At 44.4% G+C, this 17,478-nt stretch carries 18 protein-coding genes; 9 read left to right on the top strand and 9 right to left on the bottom strand.

The features are described 5' to 3' along the window. Positions 1-2: 2 nt before the first annotated feature. Both LDX50_RS25670 and pnuC read right to left on the bottom strand, forming a co-directional pair. Complete coding sequence (locus LDX50_RS25670; protein ID WP_225699139.1) at positions 3-554, bottom strand: AAA family ATPase; 552 nt, start codon at positions 552-554, stop codon at positions 3-5. Further along, a complete protein-coding gene (gene pnuC / locus LDX50_RS25665) occupies positions 509-1,138 on the bottom strand; it encodes a nicotinamide riboside transporter PnuC (RefSeq protein ID WP_225699138.1) in 630 nt (209 codons plus the stop codon). The genes LDX50_RS25670 and pnuC overlap by 46 nt, the downstream gene beginning before the upstream one ends. 41 nt (positions 1,139-1,179) lie before the next feature. On the opposite strand from pnuC, the gene LDX50_RS25660 reads away from it, so the two are divergent. Then, positions 1,180-1,920: a toxin-antitoxin system YwqK family antitoxin gene (locus tag LDX50_RS25660; protein ID WP_225699137.1), complete on the top strand. Its 741-nt coding sequence runs from the start codon at positions 1,180-1,182 to the stop codon at positions 1,918-1,920. Between the two features lie 7 nt (positions 1,921-1,927). On the opposite strand, the gene LDX50_RS25655 is transcribed toward LDX50_RS25660, so the two are convergent. Further along, positions 1,928-2,575: a septal ring lytic transglycosylase RlpA family protein gene (locus LDX50_RS25655; RefSeq protein ID WP_225699136.1), complete on the bottom strand. Its 648-nt coding sequence runs from the start codon at positions 2,573-2,575 to the stop codon at positions 1,928-1,930. A gap of 107 nt (positions 2,576-2,682) precedes the next feature. On the opposite strand from LDX50_RS25655, the gene guaB reads away from it, so the two are divergent. The 8 genes from guaB to LDX50_RS25615 all read left to right on the top strand — a co-directional run bounded on the left by guaB (position 2,683) and on the right by LDX50_RS25615 (position 12,293). Next, positions 2,683-4,155 (top strand): IMP dehydrogenase, encoded by a 1,473-nt coding sequence (guaB, locus tag LDX50_RS25650; RefSeq protein WP_225699135.1) that lies wholly within the window; start codon positions 2,683-2,685, stop codon positions 4,153-4,155. Positions 4,156-4,243: 88 nt separating this feature from the next. Next, the gene (locus LDX50_RS25645) at positions 4,244-6,304 is read left to right on the top strand and encodes a GAF domain-containing SpoIIE family protein phosphatase (RefSeq protein WP_225699134.1); all 2,061 of its coding nucleotides are present in this window, start codon (positions 4,244-4,246) and stop codon (positions 6,302-6,304) included. 47 nt (positions 6,305-6,351) lie between these two features. After that, complete coding sequence (locus LDX50_RS25640; protein ID WP_225699133.1) at positions 6,352-6,690, top strand: STAS domain-containing protein; 339 nt, start codon at positions 6,352-6,354, stop codon at positions 6,688-6,690. Then, positions 6,687-7,097: an ATP-binding protein gene (locus LDX50_RS25635; RefSeq protein ID WP_225699132.1), complete on the top strand. Its 411-nt coding sequence runs from the start codon at positions 6,687-6,689 to the stop codon at positions 7,095-7,097. The genes LDX50_RS25640 and LDX50_RS25635 overlap by 4 nt, the downstream gene beginning before the upstream one ends. A gap of 63 nt (positions 7,098-7,160) precedes the next feature. Further along, positions 7,161-9,116 carry a peptidylprolyl isomerase gene (locus LDX50_RS25630; RefSeq protein WP_225699131.1) on the top strand — a complete coding sequence of 652 codons (1,956 nt, stop codon included), beginning with the start codon at positions 7,161-7,163 and terminating at the stop codon, positions 9,114-9,116. Further along, positions 9,097-9,969 (top strand): peptidyl-prolyl cis-trans isomerase, encoded by an 873-nt coding sequence (locus LDX50_RS25625; RefSeq protein ID WP_225699130.1) that lies wholly within the window; start codon positions 9,097-9,099, stop codon positions 9,967-9,969. The genes LDX50_RS25630 and LDX50_RS25625 overlap by 20 nt, the downstream gene beginning before the upstream one ends. Further along, the gene (locus LDX50_RS25620) at positions 9,944-11,287 is read left to right on the top strand and encodes a peptidylprolyl isomerase (protein ID WP_225699129.1); all 1,344 of its coding nucleotides are present in this window, start codon (positions 9,944-9,946) and stop codon (positions 11,285-11,287) included. Before LDX50_RS25625 ends, LDX50_RS25620 begins: the two co-directional genes overlap by 26 nt. A gap of 28 nt (positions 11,288-11,315) precedes the next feature. Next, complete coding sequence (locus tag LDX50_RS25615; protein WP_225699128.1) at positions 11,316-12,293, top strand: AAA family ATPase; 978 nt, start codon at positions 11,316-11,318, stop codon at positions 12,291-12,293. Here the strand turns inward: LDX50_RS25615 and LDX50_RS25610 are convergent. From LDX50_RS25610 to cysC, 6 genes are read right to left on the bottom strand one after another with little or no spacing between them, the layout of a single operon-like run. Continuing rightward, positions 12,286-12,738: a Rieske (2Fe-2S) protein gene (locus LDX50_RS25610; RefSeq protein ID WP_225699127.1), complete on the bottom strand. Its 453-nt coding sequence runs from the start codon at positions 12,736-12,738 to the stop codon at positions 12,286-12,288. The genes LDX50_RS25615 and LDX50_RS25610 overlap by 8 nt on opposite strands. Further along, positions 12,725-13,567: a 3-hydroxyacyl-CoA dehydrogenase family protein gene (locus tag LDX50_RS25605; protein ID WP_225699126.1), complete on the bottom strand. Its 843-nt coding sequence runs from the start codon at positions 13,565-13,567 to the stop codon at positions 12,725-12,727. Before LDX50_RS25605 ends, LDX50_RS25610 begins: the two co-directional genes overlap by 14 nt. Beyond that, the gene (gene pheS, locus LDX50_RS25600; RefSeq protein WP_225699125.1) at positions 13,567-14,592 is read right to left on the bottom strand and encodes a phenylalanine--tRNA ligase subunit alpha; all 1,026 of its coding nucleotides are present in this window, start codon (positions 14,590-14,592) and stop codon (positions 13,567-13,569) included. The genes LDX50_RS25605 and pheS overlap by 1 nt, the downstream gene beginning before the upstream one ends. Positions 14,593-14,605: 13 nt before the next feature. Then, the gene (cysN, locus tag LDX50_RS25595; protein WP_225699124.1) at positions 14,606-15,886 is read right to left on the bottom strand and encodes a sulfate adenylyltransferase subunit CysN; all 1,281 of its coding nucleotides are present in this window, start codon (positions 15,884-15,886) and stop codon (positions 14,606-14,608) included. A gap of 30 nt (positions 15,887-15,916) precedes the next feature. Next, positions 15,917-16,822 (bottom strand): sulfate adenylyltransferase subunit CysD, encoded by a 906-nt coding sequence (gene cysD, locus LDX50_RS25590; RefSeq protein WP_225699123.1) that lies wholly within the window; start codon positions 16,820-16,822, stop codon positions 15,917-15,919. A gap of 3 nt (positions 16,823-16,825) precedes the next feature. Beyond that, positions 16,826-17,425 (bottom strand): adenylyl-sulfate kinase, encoded by a 600-nt coding sequence (gene cysC, locus LDX50_RS25585; protein WP_225699122.1) that lies wholly within the window; start codon positions 17,423-17,425, stop codon positions 16,826-16,828. Positions 17,426-17,478: the final 53 nt, after the last annotated feature.

The raw sequence follows: 17,478 nt of genomic DNA, 5'->3' as shown, positions 1-17,478 counted from the left end.
TTTCAGGCCGGGGTATTATCCAGCAATTGCTGGATATACTTTCCGGCTTTTTTTATGCGCTCACCATAAGACCCGGAGATTACTTCATATTTAAGTTTCCTCGAATCCAGGATTGAAATAAAACAGTTAAAGAAATAATTTCCCAATTCAGGATTTTCCCGGAGCGGATCCTCCTCGTAGGCAATGTCGGGCTTCATCACCAGATGCATCGAATAGGTGCCAAGGCTCTTTTCAATGAATTCAGGGACCATACCGAATTTATGTTCATACCAGATCTTTAAAACCAGCGCATCCGTGTCGCAAAACAGAATTCGCCCGGCTTGTTCCAGGTATACATGCTCCCGGTTTAATTGCTCCCTGGCAATGTTATTAAGATCTTCTTCATTGTAGGGCCGCTTCAGAACTGATAAATATTCCCGGGCGTATTCAGGAAGCCACAGATCATCGAACATGTCGGCAAGGGCCCTGGCCATCCAGGTTTTGCCGCTGCTCTCGGGACCGGTTATCCCTATTTTAAGGACAGAAGTTCTTGTTTTTTCTGAAGCTTTTTCCATTCCAAATATCCTGCAATTGCCATCCCAATGTAAAGAAAGTATAGCAGGGCGTAAAAATACATTGACTTATAGATGTAGATACCCGTTGCGATGATGTCGATAATAAACCAGAGAATCCAGTTTTCAATTCTTTTCTGTGTGGTCATCCACATGGCTGCAACACTTAAAATACTGGTAGTGCTGTCCCAGTAAGGAACGGAAGCGTTGGTATAATTTTGAAGCAGGAATCCAAATCCGGCTATTCCTACAGCTGATAAAAGCATGATTAGCAGGAAATTTCTGCCCGGAATATTACTGATCGGTAACTCAGATTCTTTGTCGGCATTTCCATGCAGCCAATGATACCATCCATATATATTAAGGACGAGGTAAAGAATATGCAGGAGTAAATCGCCATAAAGCCGCTGCTCCCAGAAGACAATGAGCGAAATGATCGTATATGCGATACCCCAGGGCCATGTCCAGATACTTTCGCGGATCAGGAAGACCACAGCGAGAATACCAAAAATCAGACCCAGGCCCTCAGAAACTGGCATCGAAAGGAGATATGATGTAATTTCCTGAATAATTTCCTGGCCTGACATTGGATATTTAATTTATTTGCAAACTATTAATTTTTTTAATAATGCGAAATCTCACTTTACTCCTGGTTTTATTTTTAGTCACTTCCTGTGTTCCGGATTTCATGAAAGAGGAGGAAAAGGCCAAGAAAGATGAAAACTTTTTCAGAGCGTATTATCCTGACGGAACACTGAAGACAGAAGTTCCGATCGAAAATAAGAAGAAAAACGGTCTGGCAAAAAACTTTTATCAGGATGGTACCCTCCGTCAATCCATTGAATATGTAAATGGGTACAAACATGGGGAGGCGAAGACCTTCTATGAGAACGGCAAGCCTTATCAGATCTCCCGTTATGAATATGGAAAGCTGCATGGGATACGTGAACGGTATCATAAAAACGGGAACCTGATGTCTGAGGTACCTTATTTTGAAGGGAAACCAACGACAGGCCTGAAGGAATATTTGCTTGACGGAAGCCTTAAGAAGAAATACCCGCACCTGGTTGTAACCGAAAGGGATCAACTCATGCAGAACGGGAAGTTTATTGTAGAATTGAATGTTTCCAACGGTAATCGACGGGTCGAATATTATGTTACTGCACTTGATGAGAATGGGGCGATACCCGACGGAGCTCCCAAACTTGAAGGAAATGGAAAGGGAAAAGCAAATATGGAATTCCCTGTTCCTCCAGGAATGTTCATCATGAAAGAAGTGCCGATTGTCGCCGAGATTACTACGCTACAGGGTAATTCCTATTTTATCCAGCATACGCATAACATCTCTGTTGAAAACCGAAATCGCTGACGGGTCTTTATTGACTACCCGATAATTGCTCTTTCAACATGATTCCGCTGAAGGACGCCTGTAGTAGTTTCATTGTTTGTTCAGCGGCATTTCTGCTTTCGTACGGACCGGCATGAACACGGTAACGGGGTATATTTTCAACTGTTTTTTGCTCCAGGAAAACACTTGTGCCATGAGCCTTACTAATGTCACGGGCAAAAACAAGAGCGTTTCCTTTCTCACTGAAGCTGGCAAGCTGGATATACCACCCCTTCGGACTCAGGGGATTTCCGGAAACATCAAGGAAATAATCGAGTTCACCCGTTTCAAGAATTTCAACGCGAACATCAGCTACTCCCTGTAAAATAAAATCCAGGCTCTGAGCAGCCGCTTTGGAAAGATCAATTATCCTGCTTTTTACAAACGGTCCGCGATCATTAATTGTGACAATCACTTCACGCTTATTTTCGAGGTTGGTCACCCGGACGACTGTGCCGAAGGGGAGTGTCCTGTGAGCGGCCGTAAATTCACGGGCACGATATTTTTCACCACTTGCGGTAGGCCGGCCCTCAAATTTATCGGCGTAAAAAGAGGCCTTACCCTCGTAGGTTTGGGCCATTAATGGAGCAATGAATAGCCAGCATGAGACAAAAAGGCATGCTTTAATCAACTTCATTTCTGAAATATACACAGCCAGAGTGAAATTAATTAGCGGGATTTCATTTTTTATATGCTCCGGTCTCTTTAGCTTTGCACGGCAAATAACATTAACGCTTATTTGCCATGTCCTTAGATACTTCCAAATTCCTTTTTGAGGCACTTACCTACGATGATGTGCTTCTTCTCCCCGGTTTTTCCCAGGTTCTTCCCAGAGATGCAGACACCTCTACGCAGCTGACACGAAATATTCGTTTGAATATTCCATTGATTTCGGCAGCAATGGATACGGTGACTGAGTCTGAGCTGGCCATTGCCATGGCTCTCGAGGGCGGGCTCGGTTTCATCCATAAAAATATGGACATCGAATCACAGGCCAAGCAGGTGCGCAAGGTGAAGCGTAGTCAGAGTGGTATGATCCTCGATCCCATCACTCTCAACGTAAATTCAAACGTACGTGATGCTGAGTTGATCATGCGGGAGTACAAGATTGGAGGTATTCCCGTGGTTGATGAGAACAGGAAGCTTATTGGTATTATTACCAACAGGGACTTGCGTTTTCACAAGGATATGGGAACACCCATCCGCAACATTATGACAAGTGAAGGTCTCATTACCGCGGAAGAAAATATTGGACTGGAAAAAGCAGAGGATATTCTCCAGGAACATAAGATTGAAAAACTGCCGATCGTGAATAAAGATGGCGTGCTTACCGGTCTTATTACTTATAAGGACATTCTGAAGAAAAGGAACAAACCCAATGCCTGCAAGGATGAATACGGAAGGCTAAGAGTTGGTGCAGCCGTTGGTGTGACCGATGATATCATTGAACGAATAGATGCCCTGATTAAGGCAGGAGTGGATGTTGTAAGCATCGATACGGCTCACGGGCATTCACTGGGAGTGATCAATGCCTGTAAGCGCGTTAAAAGCGAATATCCTGACCTGGAACTGGTCGTCGGAAACGTTGCCACGGGGGAAGGCGCGAAACGTCTTGTGGAAGCAGGTGCAGACGCAATCAAGGTAGGTGTTGGACCTGGAAGTATTTGTACTACGCGGATCATCGCCGGTGTTGGTGTACCACAGCTTTCTGCCGTATATGAATCTTCCAAGGCAATTTCGGGTTCAGGGGTTCCTGTCATTGCAGATGGCGGAATTCGTTTTTCAGGTGACGTTGTAAAGGCCCTCGCGGGTGGAGCTGACAGCGTAATGATCGGTTCCCTGCTTGCTGGAACCGAAGAGGCTCCCGGCGAAGTGATTATTTATGAAGGCAGAAAATTCAAATCCTATCGTGGAATGGGCTCCCTCGAAGCGATGGAAGACGGGTCAAAAGACCGTTATTTCCAGGACGCTGAAGATGATATTAAAAAACTGGTACCGGAAGGAATTGTGGGCCGTGTTGATTACAAAGGGTTGGTCTCGGAAGTATTGTATCAGCTTGTCGGTGGTTTGAGAGCTGGAATGGGTTATTGCGGTGCGTCGACGATGGATGAACTCAAGAATGCAAAATTTGTAAAAATTACAGCGGCAGGTGTGCAGGAAAGCCATCCGCACGATGTCTTTATAACCAGGGAAGCTCCCAATTACAGCCGAAAATAACACATCATCATGGATTCATGCCTGACACCCCGTCTTGTCTGGCATGAATCCACATCATTTTTGTATCTTCATGGCGTTTAGTTAGACCATGAGAATTAGTTCCCGCACCGTCACAAGATTTACAACGATTGTAGCCATAATCAGCTGGCTTGCGCTTGTATTTACAAGTGAGACAATTCTCTTCAGCAGGATGAATAATATTCAGCCGGAAGTATCGGTTGACTTACCGGCCATCCTGTTGAGTGTCTATATTCTATCCCTTTTCATCTTTTACAAGTTTAAAATTGAAAAGGCCGAAAGCATCAATTTTGTAGACCTGCTCTGGAAAGTCTTTGTAACCGGACTGATCATCACGATCGTTTCCCTTGCTTTTGAATTACTTCTGAAGGTTTTGGGGCAGTCATCACTGGCACAGAATGTCCTTTTCCTGAATTTTATTTACCTGGCGAACCTTGGTCTGGTGAGTGCCTATCTCGTTTCGACATTCATTGTCTGGAAACGGCTGATCATATATCAGAAATCAAAATTCCTTCTGAGATCATGGCAGATCTTTGAGTATGCCTTCCTGATAAGTCTGGTCTATATGGCACTACCATTTGATTACCTGGATCAGGTAGATCAATACTATGGCGGTGCCCTGGTTCTGCTTGGAATATTTCTATCTGCCAATATGAAATGGGTGGCCTATCTCAATTTCCGGCAAAAATGGAAAAGTATCCTGTTGATACTGCTGGCCATGTTTTACCTGTTCTATTTCACATTTGTGCTGTACAGTTCAACAGTAGAACTCAATAATCTCACTGAAGGGGAGTTTCTTGATGTTCGCGAAAATGTTTTTATAACAGCAATCCTGGCGTTCATCTTCATCTATGCGCTGTTCAGCTTACTGGTGATTCTGTTTAATCTGCCCACGTCATCTGTGTTTGAGCAAAAACTTGAAGAGGTGGTCAATTTCCAGCGACTGAGCCAATCGATACAGACAGAGCAGAGCGAAGATCGTGTCTATGAAATATTACTGGAAAGCGTTGTATCCACCGTTTTCGCAGACGCCAGCTGGATTGAGATTCATCCGAAGAATGGTGAAGAAGATACGTATTACATGTACCAGATCTCGCGGGCTGAGATAGATGTCATCAAGAATTATGTCTCTAAAAATAATATCAAGGGACTTTTTGATTCCGGTACAGATAAATCCAGGAATCTCGGACTGATAAAAGGCACCCGGTTCCGGTCTATTCTTACTCAGCCTATCCTGGTGAAAAATGAACAACTTGGAACATTGGTTGTGCTTAAAGATGTAAGTGACGGTTTCAACAAGGAAATGGCAAAGATCGTTGGCACTTTTACCAACCAGGCGGGGATATCCATTGAAAACTTCAGGTTATTATCGGAGGCCCTTAAAAATGAACGCTATAAGGAAGAGCTGAAAATCGCCCAGCGTGTACAGCAAAGCCTTCTTCCCAAGGAGCTTGAGCATGACGATGACTATGATATAATGTCGTTTACGGAAGCAGCTGATGAAGTGGGTGGTGATTATTACGATACATATCAAATTAGTGAAGGCCGTATAGCGCTGATCATCAGTGATGTGTCGGGTAAGGGTACATCCGCGGCCTTTCATATGTCTCAGATGAAAGGAATTTTTCAGAGCCTTGCGCAGCTGGATCTTTCACCAAGTGATTTTCTTATCAGGGCAAATGATGCCCTCGGGCGATGTCTTGATAAGAATTCCTTTATAACCACATCATTTTTTGTGATCGACAGCACTCAGAAGAAAGTAGAATTTACCCGTGCCGGACACTGTCCGACCCTGTATTATAACCACCAGGAGGGTAAGGCCCATTACTTCAAAAATAAAGGGCTTGGCCTGGGTATCATCCGAAATAATGAATACCGGAATTACATTCATACGAATTATTTTCACTATCAGTCGGGCGATGTCATGCTGCTGTACACAGATGGTATTACCGAAGCAAAAAACAGAAAGGGTGAAGAGTTCGGGTATGATCGCCTGAAGGAAATACTGGAAAGAAATCCGGGTAGGGATGTAAAAGAAATCCTTGACACTCTTATCGAGGAGCTATATGCTTTTACAGGATCCAAGACGATTGATGATGATTATACGATGATATGTGTGAAATTTAAATAGGGTTGACTAAGATTTGAACTAATGATAACAAAATACGTAATAAGACTATGGTCGATATAAGAACGAGATCGGAAGAAAATTTTAATGTGATGAAAGTGATTGGTGAGATTGATGCGAGCTCATCCATTCAATTGGATGAAGCCATCGGTGATATCATCTCAGAAGGGGCCGGAAATCTGATTGTTGATTGTTCTGAACTGAGCTATATTTCTTCTGCGGGACTGGGGGTATTCATGTCCTATATTGAGGAATTCAGAAAGCAGGATGCGGGCCTGGTAATTGCCGGTTTAAACCCGAAAGTGCGCAATGTGTTTGACATATTGGGGCTGGATCAGCTCCTTACGATTAGCGATACGGTGGAGGACGCTAAATCTTCATTGTCATGAAATATTTATACAGTACATCTTGCAGCAAGAGCCGCCTGCGTGAAATTCGGGCTTTCACCGAAGGCGTGCTTCGCAAACATGATATGGATGAACTGGAAATAAGTACCATTGTACTCGCTGTGGATGAGGTCTGCGCTAATTTGATTATTCACGGTCATGAATGTGATGATTCAGACGAACTGCAGCTTGAGATAGATATCCATAGCGACAAGGTGATCTTCGACATCATAGACAGAAGTGAAATGTTCAATATCAATAAATACAAGGCACCTCAGCTCGAAGATATCATTAAGATGCAACGTAAAGGTGGGCTTGGCCTGATTCTGGTTAAAAAGATCATGGACGAGATCAAAATCTTTCCAAAAGGTGAATTCTATGTTTGTCAGCTAACCAAAAAAATCGCCTAATTTATCTCTTATTCGCCTTTTCCGACTAAATAACGTAAACTTGCACATTTCCAATACTTTGGTATGAGACAGTTTATTTTTTTGATTCCTTTTTTCTGGATCGCTTGCCAGCCGGCTCCCCAGCAATCTGCCGATTCCTCTGCAAAAATGCCCCCTGTTCTGTTTACGGCAGGAGATTCCACCATCTTTGCTGATGAGTTCATATATGTTTATGAAAAGAATAATGCACAGATGGACAGTGCATTTACCAGGAATGATATTTCGGAGTACCTTGATCTCTATGAGAATTTCAAGGTAAAGATCATGGAAGCCTATGCCCGCGGATATGATACCCTCAATGAGTACCGCACGGAGCTTTCATCCTATGAGGAACAATTGAAGCAGCCATATCTTACCGAGACACGTGTAACCGACGAACTGATCAATGAGGCATTTGACCGTAGCCGGGAGGAAATACGCGCTTCGCATATTCTCATCCGGTTTCCTGAAAAACCGACACCTGAAGATACGGTTCGTGCCAAAGAAAGAATCACAGATATCCGGGAAATGGCGGTTAATGGTGCTTCCTTTGATTCGCTTGCCGCAGAGTTTTCTGAAGATCCGTCAGCCCGTACAAATCGGGGTGACCTGGGGTATTTTACATCCATGCAGATGGTATATCCTTTTGAAAATGCAGCATACAATACGCCGGTGGGTAGTATTTCACCTGTAATCAGAACACGTTTCGGATATCATATTATCAAAGTAAATGACCGGCGGGGGGCACACGGCCCCGTCATCGTTTCCCATCTGATGCTGCGGCATCAGCCCGATACGGCTGCTGTAAGGAACCGAATATTTGAGTTGCACGAGCAAGCTGCAGGCGGGGTTCCGTGGGAGCAGCTTGTGAAGGAGCATTCTGAAGATCTCAGCACAAGAGAACGCGGCGGGGTTTTAAATCCATTCAGTGTGGGACAGGCTCCGATACCCTTTCAGGAGGCAGCCTTTTCGCTACAATCAAAAGGAGATATTTCAGATCCTGTACAGACGCAATTTGGCTGGCATATTTTGCGATTGGTGGAGCGTCGCCCGCTTCCTACCCGTGAAGCGCTTGAGCCTGCAATTCAACAACGTATTGCCCAGGATGAAAGATCGGTAATCGGACAGGAATTCCTCATCAGCCGTCTCAAGGAGGAATGGGGTTTCTCAGAGAATCCTGAAGCAAAATCAATGGTGCGCGAAATGGCTGATTCAACATTAAATTCCGGACAATGGGCGCTTCCTCCGGTAAATGACAACGTATTTCTTTTCAGTATTGGGGATCAATCGTATACACAGTATGATTTTGCCCTCTATCTTGCTGATAATCAGAAGCCAAATGCGCAAAATCCGGAGTCATACATTTTGCAAAAGTATACTGAGTTCAAGCAGGATGCGATCATTCGGTGCGAAGAATCTCACCTGGAGGAGAAGTATCCCGAATACAAAATGTTGTTGCGTGAATATCGCGAGGGAATTTTGTATTTTAAGCTGATGGAGGAAGAGATATGGAAGCGTGCCAGTGAAGATTCAGCTGGTCAGCGTGCATATTACCAGGAGCATAAGGATCAATATCCGGGAACGACAACAGCTGTAGCCACCGTTTATGCCCTGCCGGATTCTGTGCAATGTGAACGATTGATCAGCCTGCTGAAAGAAGGGGCTTCGCTTGATTCTTTTTTGTCGGAATTTCAGCAGTTGAACAGCAGCCCGTTGCTTCCGGTAGAGGTTGAATGGAGCATGGGAGATGACAGTCCGTGGAAATCCGTTCCTATGCAGGTGGGAATATATCAGAAAAATATCATGTATAAATGGTACGTTATTCATGTAACTGACGTTCAGGAGAACAAAGTAAAACCATTCGAAAAGATCAGGGGTCTTGTTATCTCAGACTATCAGCAATTCCTGGAAGAGCGATGGGTACAGCAACTGAGGGATAAGTATCCCGTTATTAGAAATGAATCAGGTGTAAATTATGTATATGAAGCGTTGGTACGGTAAAGGGTTGATATTGCTGGTTCTTGTCACATCCTGTGATCTCATCCGGATGAAAGACAAACCGGAAGATGTAGAAGGACAGGAACCCATTGCACGGGTCTATGATCAATATCTTTATGCGGGAGACCTGGAAGGAATTGCCAGTTCGGAGATGACCCCGGAAGATAGTGCCACCCGCGCGCAGAATTTTATCGACAGCTGGATCCGGAAGCAACTGCTGATCCATGAGGCTTCTGAAAATATCCAGTTCAATGAAGCCGATATTGAACGGAAGATCCTGGATTACCGGTACAGCCTGATGGGATATGAATACCAGACATATTATATTAATGAAAACCTCAACACCGAGGTTAGCGAGGATGAAATAAAGGCTTATTACGACGAGAATGTTGACAATTTTTTACTGAAGCAAAATATCATCCGATGCAAGTATGTCAAACTTCCTGTCACGGCTCCCCGTCCGGAACGTGTTTCCTCATGGCTGAAATCGACGAAAACCGAAGATTTTGAAGAACTTAACTCCTATTGTCTTAGTTTTGCAAATGCGTACCAGCTGGACGACTCGGTGTGGATGGAGTTTGATGAGGTTATCAAGAATTCGCCCATGGCTGAAATACCGAATAAAGTACAATTTCTCAGAAATAACCGGTATTTTGAAACAGGTGACGATCAATTCAGGTACTTCCTGAAGATCGAAGAATATAAGATTTCCGACAATGTTTCGCCATTGGAATTCGTAAAGGATGATATTCGGAATATCATTCTGAATAAACGTAAGGTGACCCTTGCAGAACAATTGGAGGAGAAAGTATATAATGAGGCAAGTGAAAATGAACAGTTTGAAATATTTAAATAAGATATTCCTTTTTTGCCTGGTGATGCTGGCCATCAACGCCCGCGCCCAAACAGGTGAGGGCGTAATCATTGATGAGATCATCGCTAAGGTTGATAATTATATCGTGCTGAAATCGGAACTTGAGAAGGCTTATCTGAATTACCTCTCTAGCGGGAATCAGGCAGCGCCGGACACAAAATGCCGGATACTTGCACAACTTATTTCCGGTAAACTGATGGTGGCGAAAGCAGAAATAGATTCCGTAATCGTTTCTGATCTGGAAGTTGATAATCAGCTTCAGCGAAGGATGCAGGTTATCCTTTCGCAATATGGCGGAACTGAAGAGCAGTTTGAACAATATTATGGCAAGACCATTGAGGAACTGCAGGCGGAGATTCGTGATCAGGTGAAGGAACAAATGGTGGTACAACGGATGCAGGAAACTATCACGGCTGATGTTTCAGTAACACCTGCTGAAGTACGGAAATTTTTCAACCAGATTCCCCGTGACAGTTTGCCCTTCTTTTCAACGGAAATGGAAGTTTCCCAAATTGTTAAAATTCCGGAGCCAAACGAAACCATAAAGTCGCAAATCAGGGAACAACTGGCGGTGCTTCGTTCCAGGGCGTTGCAGGGAGAATCATTCGAAGCACTGGCAAAGGAATATTCCCAGGGACCCAGTGGTCCCAATGGTGGAAACCTGGGCTGGGCCTCACGTGGCATGATGGCACCTGAATATGAAGCAAATTCACTTAAACTTAAACCAGGGGAGATATCAGAACCGTTTGAGACTTCCTTCGGTATTCATATCGTACAGTTGCTGGAACGCCGTGGTAATGAGTATAACTCCAGGCATATCATCATCATACCTGAGCCTTCAGAAGAAGACGTTAGAAGTGCGGAGAAATTTCTTGATAGTTTGCGAACGCGAATAAATGAAGATACTCTCACCTTTACGACAATGGCACGTGAATACTCGGATGATAAGCTAACCTCCAGTTCCGGTGGTTTTTTCACCGATTCGCAGGGGAGTTTACGGGTCGCTGCCGAAGAGATGGACCCGGTGATATATCTTGCGCTGGACAGTATGGAGGTTGGTTCCATTTCGAAGCCCACGCGCTTCAGAACACTTGAAGAAAAAGAAGCCGTTCGAATTCTGTTTTATAAATCCAAACTTCCTCCTCATCAGGCTAACCTGAAGGATGACTGGCAAAAGATTCAGAATGCTGCCCTAAACGAAAAAAAGAACAGAATCCTGAATGAATGGTTTAATAAGGCAAGGAATGACGTGTTCATTAATATTGATGACGAATATGACTATTGCGGGATTGTGAATTAAGATCTGCATTCCCTGAAAAGCAAAATATATGAAAGAATTTAAATCGGAAGTAGAGGCAGCTGATTCGCTTTTTGAGGCGTATACAAAACTGAAGAACGAGATCTCCAAAGTTGTCATTGGGCAGGATGAGGTTGTTCGGTTATTGCTTACTTCGATTTTTTGCCAGGGACATTGTTTGCTCGTTGGGGTTCCGGGTCTTGCAAAAACGCTTCTGATTCAAACCATCGCCTCTGCTCTGCATCTTGATTTTAACAGGATTCAGTTCACACCCGACCTGATGCCATCCGATATATTGGGATCTGAAACACTTGATAAGGACCGTAATTTCAAGTTTATCAAAGGACCTATATTCGCGAATATTATTCTTGCCGACGAGATCAACAGGACACCGCCTAAAACTCAGGCAGCATTGCTCGAGTCGATGCAGGAATATGCTGTTACCATAGCAGGCAAGAAATATGGCATTACGAGGCCTTTCTTTGTACTGGCAACACAAAACCCCATCGAACAGGAAGGAACATATCCGCTGCCTGAAGCACAGCTCGACAGATTCATGTTCAGTGTCAGGCTCGATTATCCCCAATATGACAAAGAAGTTGAGATCGTAAAAGCGACCACATCAAATCTTACAACCAATGTGCAGACGGTCCTTACCGGCGACGAGATTCTGGCCTTTCAGGAACTTGTACGCAAAGTTCCTGTTGCAGATAATGTGGTAGAATTTGCTGTAAGTCTTGTGCATAAAACAAGACCTAATAACCCGAAGTCGTCCCCGCTGGCCAATGAATACCTCGAATGGGGTGCCGGTCCGCGCGCATCCCAGTTCCTGGTAGTCGGCGCAAAATGCAATGCGTTGCTGAACGGCAAATACTCGCCTGATATTGAAGATGTCATCGCCGTGTCTAAGCCTGCGCTGAGACATCGTATTGTAAGAAACTTTAAGGCAGAAGCCGAAGGCATCACCATTGATTCCCTGATTGAAAAACTGGTAGAGGAAGTTAGTTGATCACCTCATCGGTGATGGTGAGAAATCCATTATCCAATATGGTTCGATAACGAAGCAATGGTGAGCGGGCAGGGCCTGCTTCAGGGTATCCGTTGTCAAACCCAAAGATTGAACCACAACTGAAATCTGTCATCGCATTCCCTGCAGGTGTAACATCAACAAGTGCCGTCGCTTCGTACGGCTGATATGAACAGGTTCGTTCAAAAGCCCGGTATTCATTGTTTATCCTGTAGAGTATGATGCCCCTGCTGTTTCCGCCGGCCGGGATCGACTGGTAACCACGGATCTTAAGATCATTGTATTCCAGAAGACTTAAGTTTATGAAAATATCATCGAAAGTTATCGGAGGTATTTCATCAACAAAAGTTTCTCTTTCACAGCTCATGGCGAGGACCGCCAAAAAAATTACTGAAAGAACAGACCTGAGCTTTTTACGAGTAGTCATAAAATCCTTTTCCTGATTTCCTGCCGTGGTGACCTGCATCCACTTTCTGTTTCTGTATCCTGCTTGGCCTGAATTTACCATCCTGATAGAATGAATTGAACATACTTTCGGTAACCGAAAAATTTGTATCCACACCTATCAGGTCCATTAATTCAAAAGGCCCCATTTTAAAGCCTGTCGATCTTATAAGCGCATCTATATCTTCAACAGGGGCAACCCCTTCTTCCAGAATTTTCAGGGATTCTACATAAAAATGGCGTGCTACCCGGTTAACGATGAATCCGGGAGAATCTTTTGCCATTACCGGGGTTTTGCCAAGTCCCTTTGAGAGACTTACAGTTTTGTTCACTGTTTCCTGATCTGTGGAGGCCCCCCTGATGACTTCGACAAGTTTCATGATGTGGGCTGGATTGAAAAAATGCATACCGATGAAACGATTCGGAAATTTCATGCCTCTTGCAATCTGAGTAAGCGGTATACTGCTTGTATTGCTGGCCATGATTGTTTCCGCGCCATTCTGTCTTTCGAGCTGATGAAAAAGCTTCTGTTTTACTTCGAGATTCTCAACAATGGCTTCAATGATAAAGTCAGCCTTTACAGCATTCAGATCACTCGTGAACTCAATTTTTTCCAGTGCGGCGGATTTTTCTTCCTCTCTTAATTTACCTTTTTCAATTCCCTTCGCGAGGTTTTTCTCAATCTGATCCGCAGCAGATTTCAGTGCATCATCGGCGATGTCAAATAAAAGTGTTGGAAACCCTGCCAGGCCGCAGATTTGTGCGATGCCAAGTCCCATTGTACCAGCTCCGATAACTGCAATTCGGTTCATCAATGCAACGATTGAAATTGTCTTAGAAAGCGGATATCATTTTCGGTATAAAGGCGCAGGTCGTTTACCTGAAATTTCAGTTGTGTGATCCGTTCGATTCCCATCCCGAAAGCAAAACCTGTATATTCTTCCGAATTTATGCCACAATTCTCAAGTACGTTGGGATCGACCATGCCGGATCCGGCAATCTCTACCCATCCTGTGTACTTGCATAGCTGACAGCCATCACCATCACAAATCTGGCAGGAAATATCGATCTCTGCACTTGGTTCTGTAAAGGGGAAATATGAAGGCCGGTACCGTACCCGGGTTTCCGGGGTAAACATTTCCTTTGCAAAATGATAAAGGGTTTGTTTTAGGTCTACAAAGCTAACATTGCGGTCAACATAAAGTCCTTCCACCTGGTGAAACACACAATGAGCCCGTGCTGAGATTGCCTCGTTTCGATATACCCGTCCAGGCATAATCGATCGGATAGGCGGCTTTTGATTTTCCATCAGGCGAACCTGAACCCCCGATGTGTGAGTACGCAAAACGATATCCGGATTTCGCTCAATGAAAAAAGTATCCTGCATTTCACGCGCCGGATGATTTTCGGGAAAATTTAACGCCGTAAAATTGTGCCAGTCATCTTCAATTTCCGGTCCGTCTGCCACATTAAACCCGATACGTTCGAAAATCTCAATGATCCTGTTCCTCACATAGGTAAGCGGATGCATTCCGCCTAACGGGAATGAATAGGAGGGCAAGGTAAGGTCGGGTACGTCCGAAGGCTGCTGGTCGGTGCTTGATTCCAACTTTTCGATCAGCTCCTTAAATTTATCCTGTGCTGCCTGTTTCAGCTCGTTCAGTGTCTGGCCAACGGCCTTACGGTCTTCGGGAGCCACATTTCTGAGCTGACCGAATAACTCTCCCACCACGCTTTTCTTGCTGATATATTTCAGGCGATAGGCTTCCAGCTCATCCTGGCTCGTTGCCTGGAAGCTTTTAATGTCATTAAGTATCTCCTGTACTCGTTCCTGCATTGCTTTATGTCGGTTAAACGATCATGCCCGCGCCAACGGTCTCATTGGTTCCTTCATCAATCAGGACCATGCTTCCCGTAATTCTGTTTCGTTGGTAGCGATCGAATAATAAAGGTTTTGTTGTACGGATGGTGATCCTCGCTATATCATTCATGCCTATACTCTTATCATCTTCAATACGGTGGAGTGTGTTGATGTCTACTTTGTACTGAACATTTTTAATCAGGCACCTGGCGTCATTTGTGGTATGCTTAACAGCGTATTTTCCGTTGGTCAGAAGCGGTCTTTCGGTCATCCAGCATATCATGAGGTCTACGTCCTGACTTACAGTGGGACGGTTGTTTGAACGAACGATCATATCACCCCGACTGATGTCAATATCATCTTCAAGCAGGAGCGTCACCGACTGTGGAGCGAAGGCTTCATCCTGCGGACCGTCAGCTGTATTAATTTCCTTAATTCTCGACGTGAATCCAGAAGGCAGGGCAACTATTTCATCACCCGGCTTGAACACGCCACCAGCGATTCTACCGGCATAACCACGAAAATCATGGTATTTATCGGATTGCGGTCGAATTACATACTGAACAGGAAAACGGCAGTCGATATGGTTGTGGTCGCTGCCTATGTGAATGTTTTCAAGCATGTATAGCAATGTGCCGCCTTTGTACCAGGGCATATGCTCAGATTCATTCACAACATTATCACCTTTCAGCGCACTGATTGGAATGAAACGGATATCCTTTACATCAAGTTTTGAAGAGAAGTTTTCAATCCGGTCCTTGATGTCGGTGAATACATCTTCAGAATAATCCACCAGGTCCATTTTATTGATACAGAACACAACATGGGGTATTCCCAGCAGCGAAGCAATAAACGTGTGCCGGTATGTTTGTTCGACAACACCTTTTCTGGCATCTACGAGTATCAGGGCAAGGTTTGCCGTTGATGCGCCGGTAACCATATTTCGGGTATATTGAATATGACCGGGTGTATCTGCGATGATGAATTTCCTTTTGGGTGTCGCAAAATAACGATAGGCAACATCGATCGTAATACCCTGCTCCCGTTCTGCCCGAAGGCCATCTGTAAGGAGGGCAAGGTTGATGTTCTCATCCCCTTTTCTTCGACTGGATTCTTCGATGGCTTCATACTGATCTTCAAAAATGGATTTTGAATCGTATAATAAGCGGCCTATGAGCGTGCTTTTTCCGTCATCGACACTGCCTGCGGTGGTAAACCGCAACAGCTCCATGTTCAGATAACCCTTGGAATCAATTGCTTCTGTATTCATAAATCTGCGGATGAACTGTTAAATTTTTTTCTAGAAATAACCCTGCTTTTTTCGATCTTCCATAGCAGCCTCAGATCGTTTATCATCTGATCGGGTACCTCGTTCGGTTTTTCTTGATGCGGCAACCTCATCAATAATCTGTTCCAGGGTCGCAGCATCGGAATAAACCGCACCCGTACATGTCATATCACCGATCGTTCTGAATCGCACGGTCTTTTTACCGGGTATCTCAGTGTCTTTGCGCGGAATAAAATCGCTGGTTGCCATCACTACTCCATCCCGTTCAAATACTTCCCGTTCATGAGCAAAATACAGGCTTGGAAGGTCAATCCCTTCCATCAGGATATATTGCCAAACATCCATTTCGGTCCAGTTACTGATCGGGAATACCCGGAAGTTCTCGCCGTAATGTTTTTTTCCATTGAAAATATTCCAAAGTTCAGGACGCTGGTTTTTTGGATCCCACTGGCCGAATTCATCCCTGTGAGAAAAGAAACGTTCCTTGGCACGGGCTTTTTCTTCATCTCTGCGGGCACCACCGATGCATGCATCGAATTTATACTTTTCAATCGTATCCAGCAGGGTTACGGTTTGTAATGCATTTCGGCTGGCATTAAGTCCCTTTTCCTCAATCACTTTGCCCTCATTAATCGACTCCTGAACGGATCCGACAATCAGTTCTGCGCCGAGTCTTTCGATATAGGCATCCCTGAATTCAATGGTTTCAGGAAAGTTATGTCCCGTATCGATGTGAACCAGCGGGAAAGGAATTTTTGCCGGGAAAAATGCCTTCATTGCCAGGTGTGCCACCGTTATTGAGTCTTTCCCTCCTGAAAATAAGATGGCGGGATTTTCAAACTGTGCCGCAACTTCGCGAATCACATAGATCGCTTCCGATTCAAGTTCTTTAAGATGCGTTAGATTGTATTGTCTCATGCCTTAATTATCATAATTTATTTTGGGCAAAACGAATGACAGCAGGTCATTCAGTGATGTTTCAAGATCGTTCTCGGCCGTATTCAGTACAAGGTCTGCATTGGCGGGCTCTTCGAAAGGCGCGTCTATGCCGGTAAAGTTTTTAATCTCACCCCTCCGGGCTTTTGCGTACAGTCCTTTCACATCACGTTGCTCACATACTTCTACCGGACAATTAATATATATTTCAGTATAAAGGTCACCCAAAATTCCGGATGCCATTTGCCTGATCTTCTCTGTCGGACTGATAAGGGAACATATGGTGATCAATCCGTTATTCGCCAGGAGCTTAGATGCTTCCGCTGCACGGCGTATGTTTTCGTAGCGGTCATCTTCTGAAAATCCCAGGTTGTTGTTGATACCTGAGCGGAGGTTGTCCCCATCCAGCAGTGCTGTAAGATATCCCTTTTCATGAAGAACACTTTCCAGTCCCTTTGCGAGTGTACTCTTTCCTGAACCCGAAAGGCCGACCATCCAAAGTACACAGGACTTTTGGTGGAGCATTTTTTCTTTTTCTGATCTGGAAAGGATGGAATCGAAAATCGGATGAATATTATCCGCCATACGCCATTGATTAAGCAACAAAACTACAATTAAAAGATAAACTTTTAAACAAT

The sequence above is a fragment of the Fulvivirga sedimenti genome (assembly GCF_020328055.1).
This window is presented reverse-complemented; position numbering and strand designations above follow the sequence as displayed.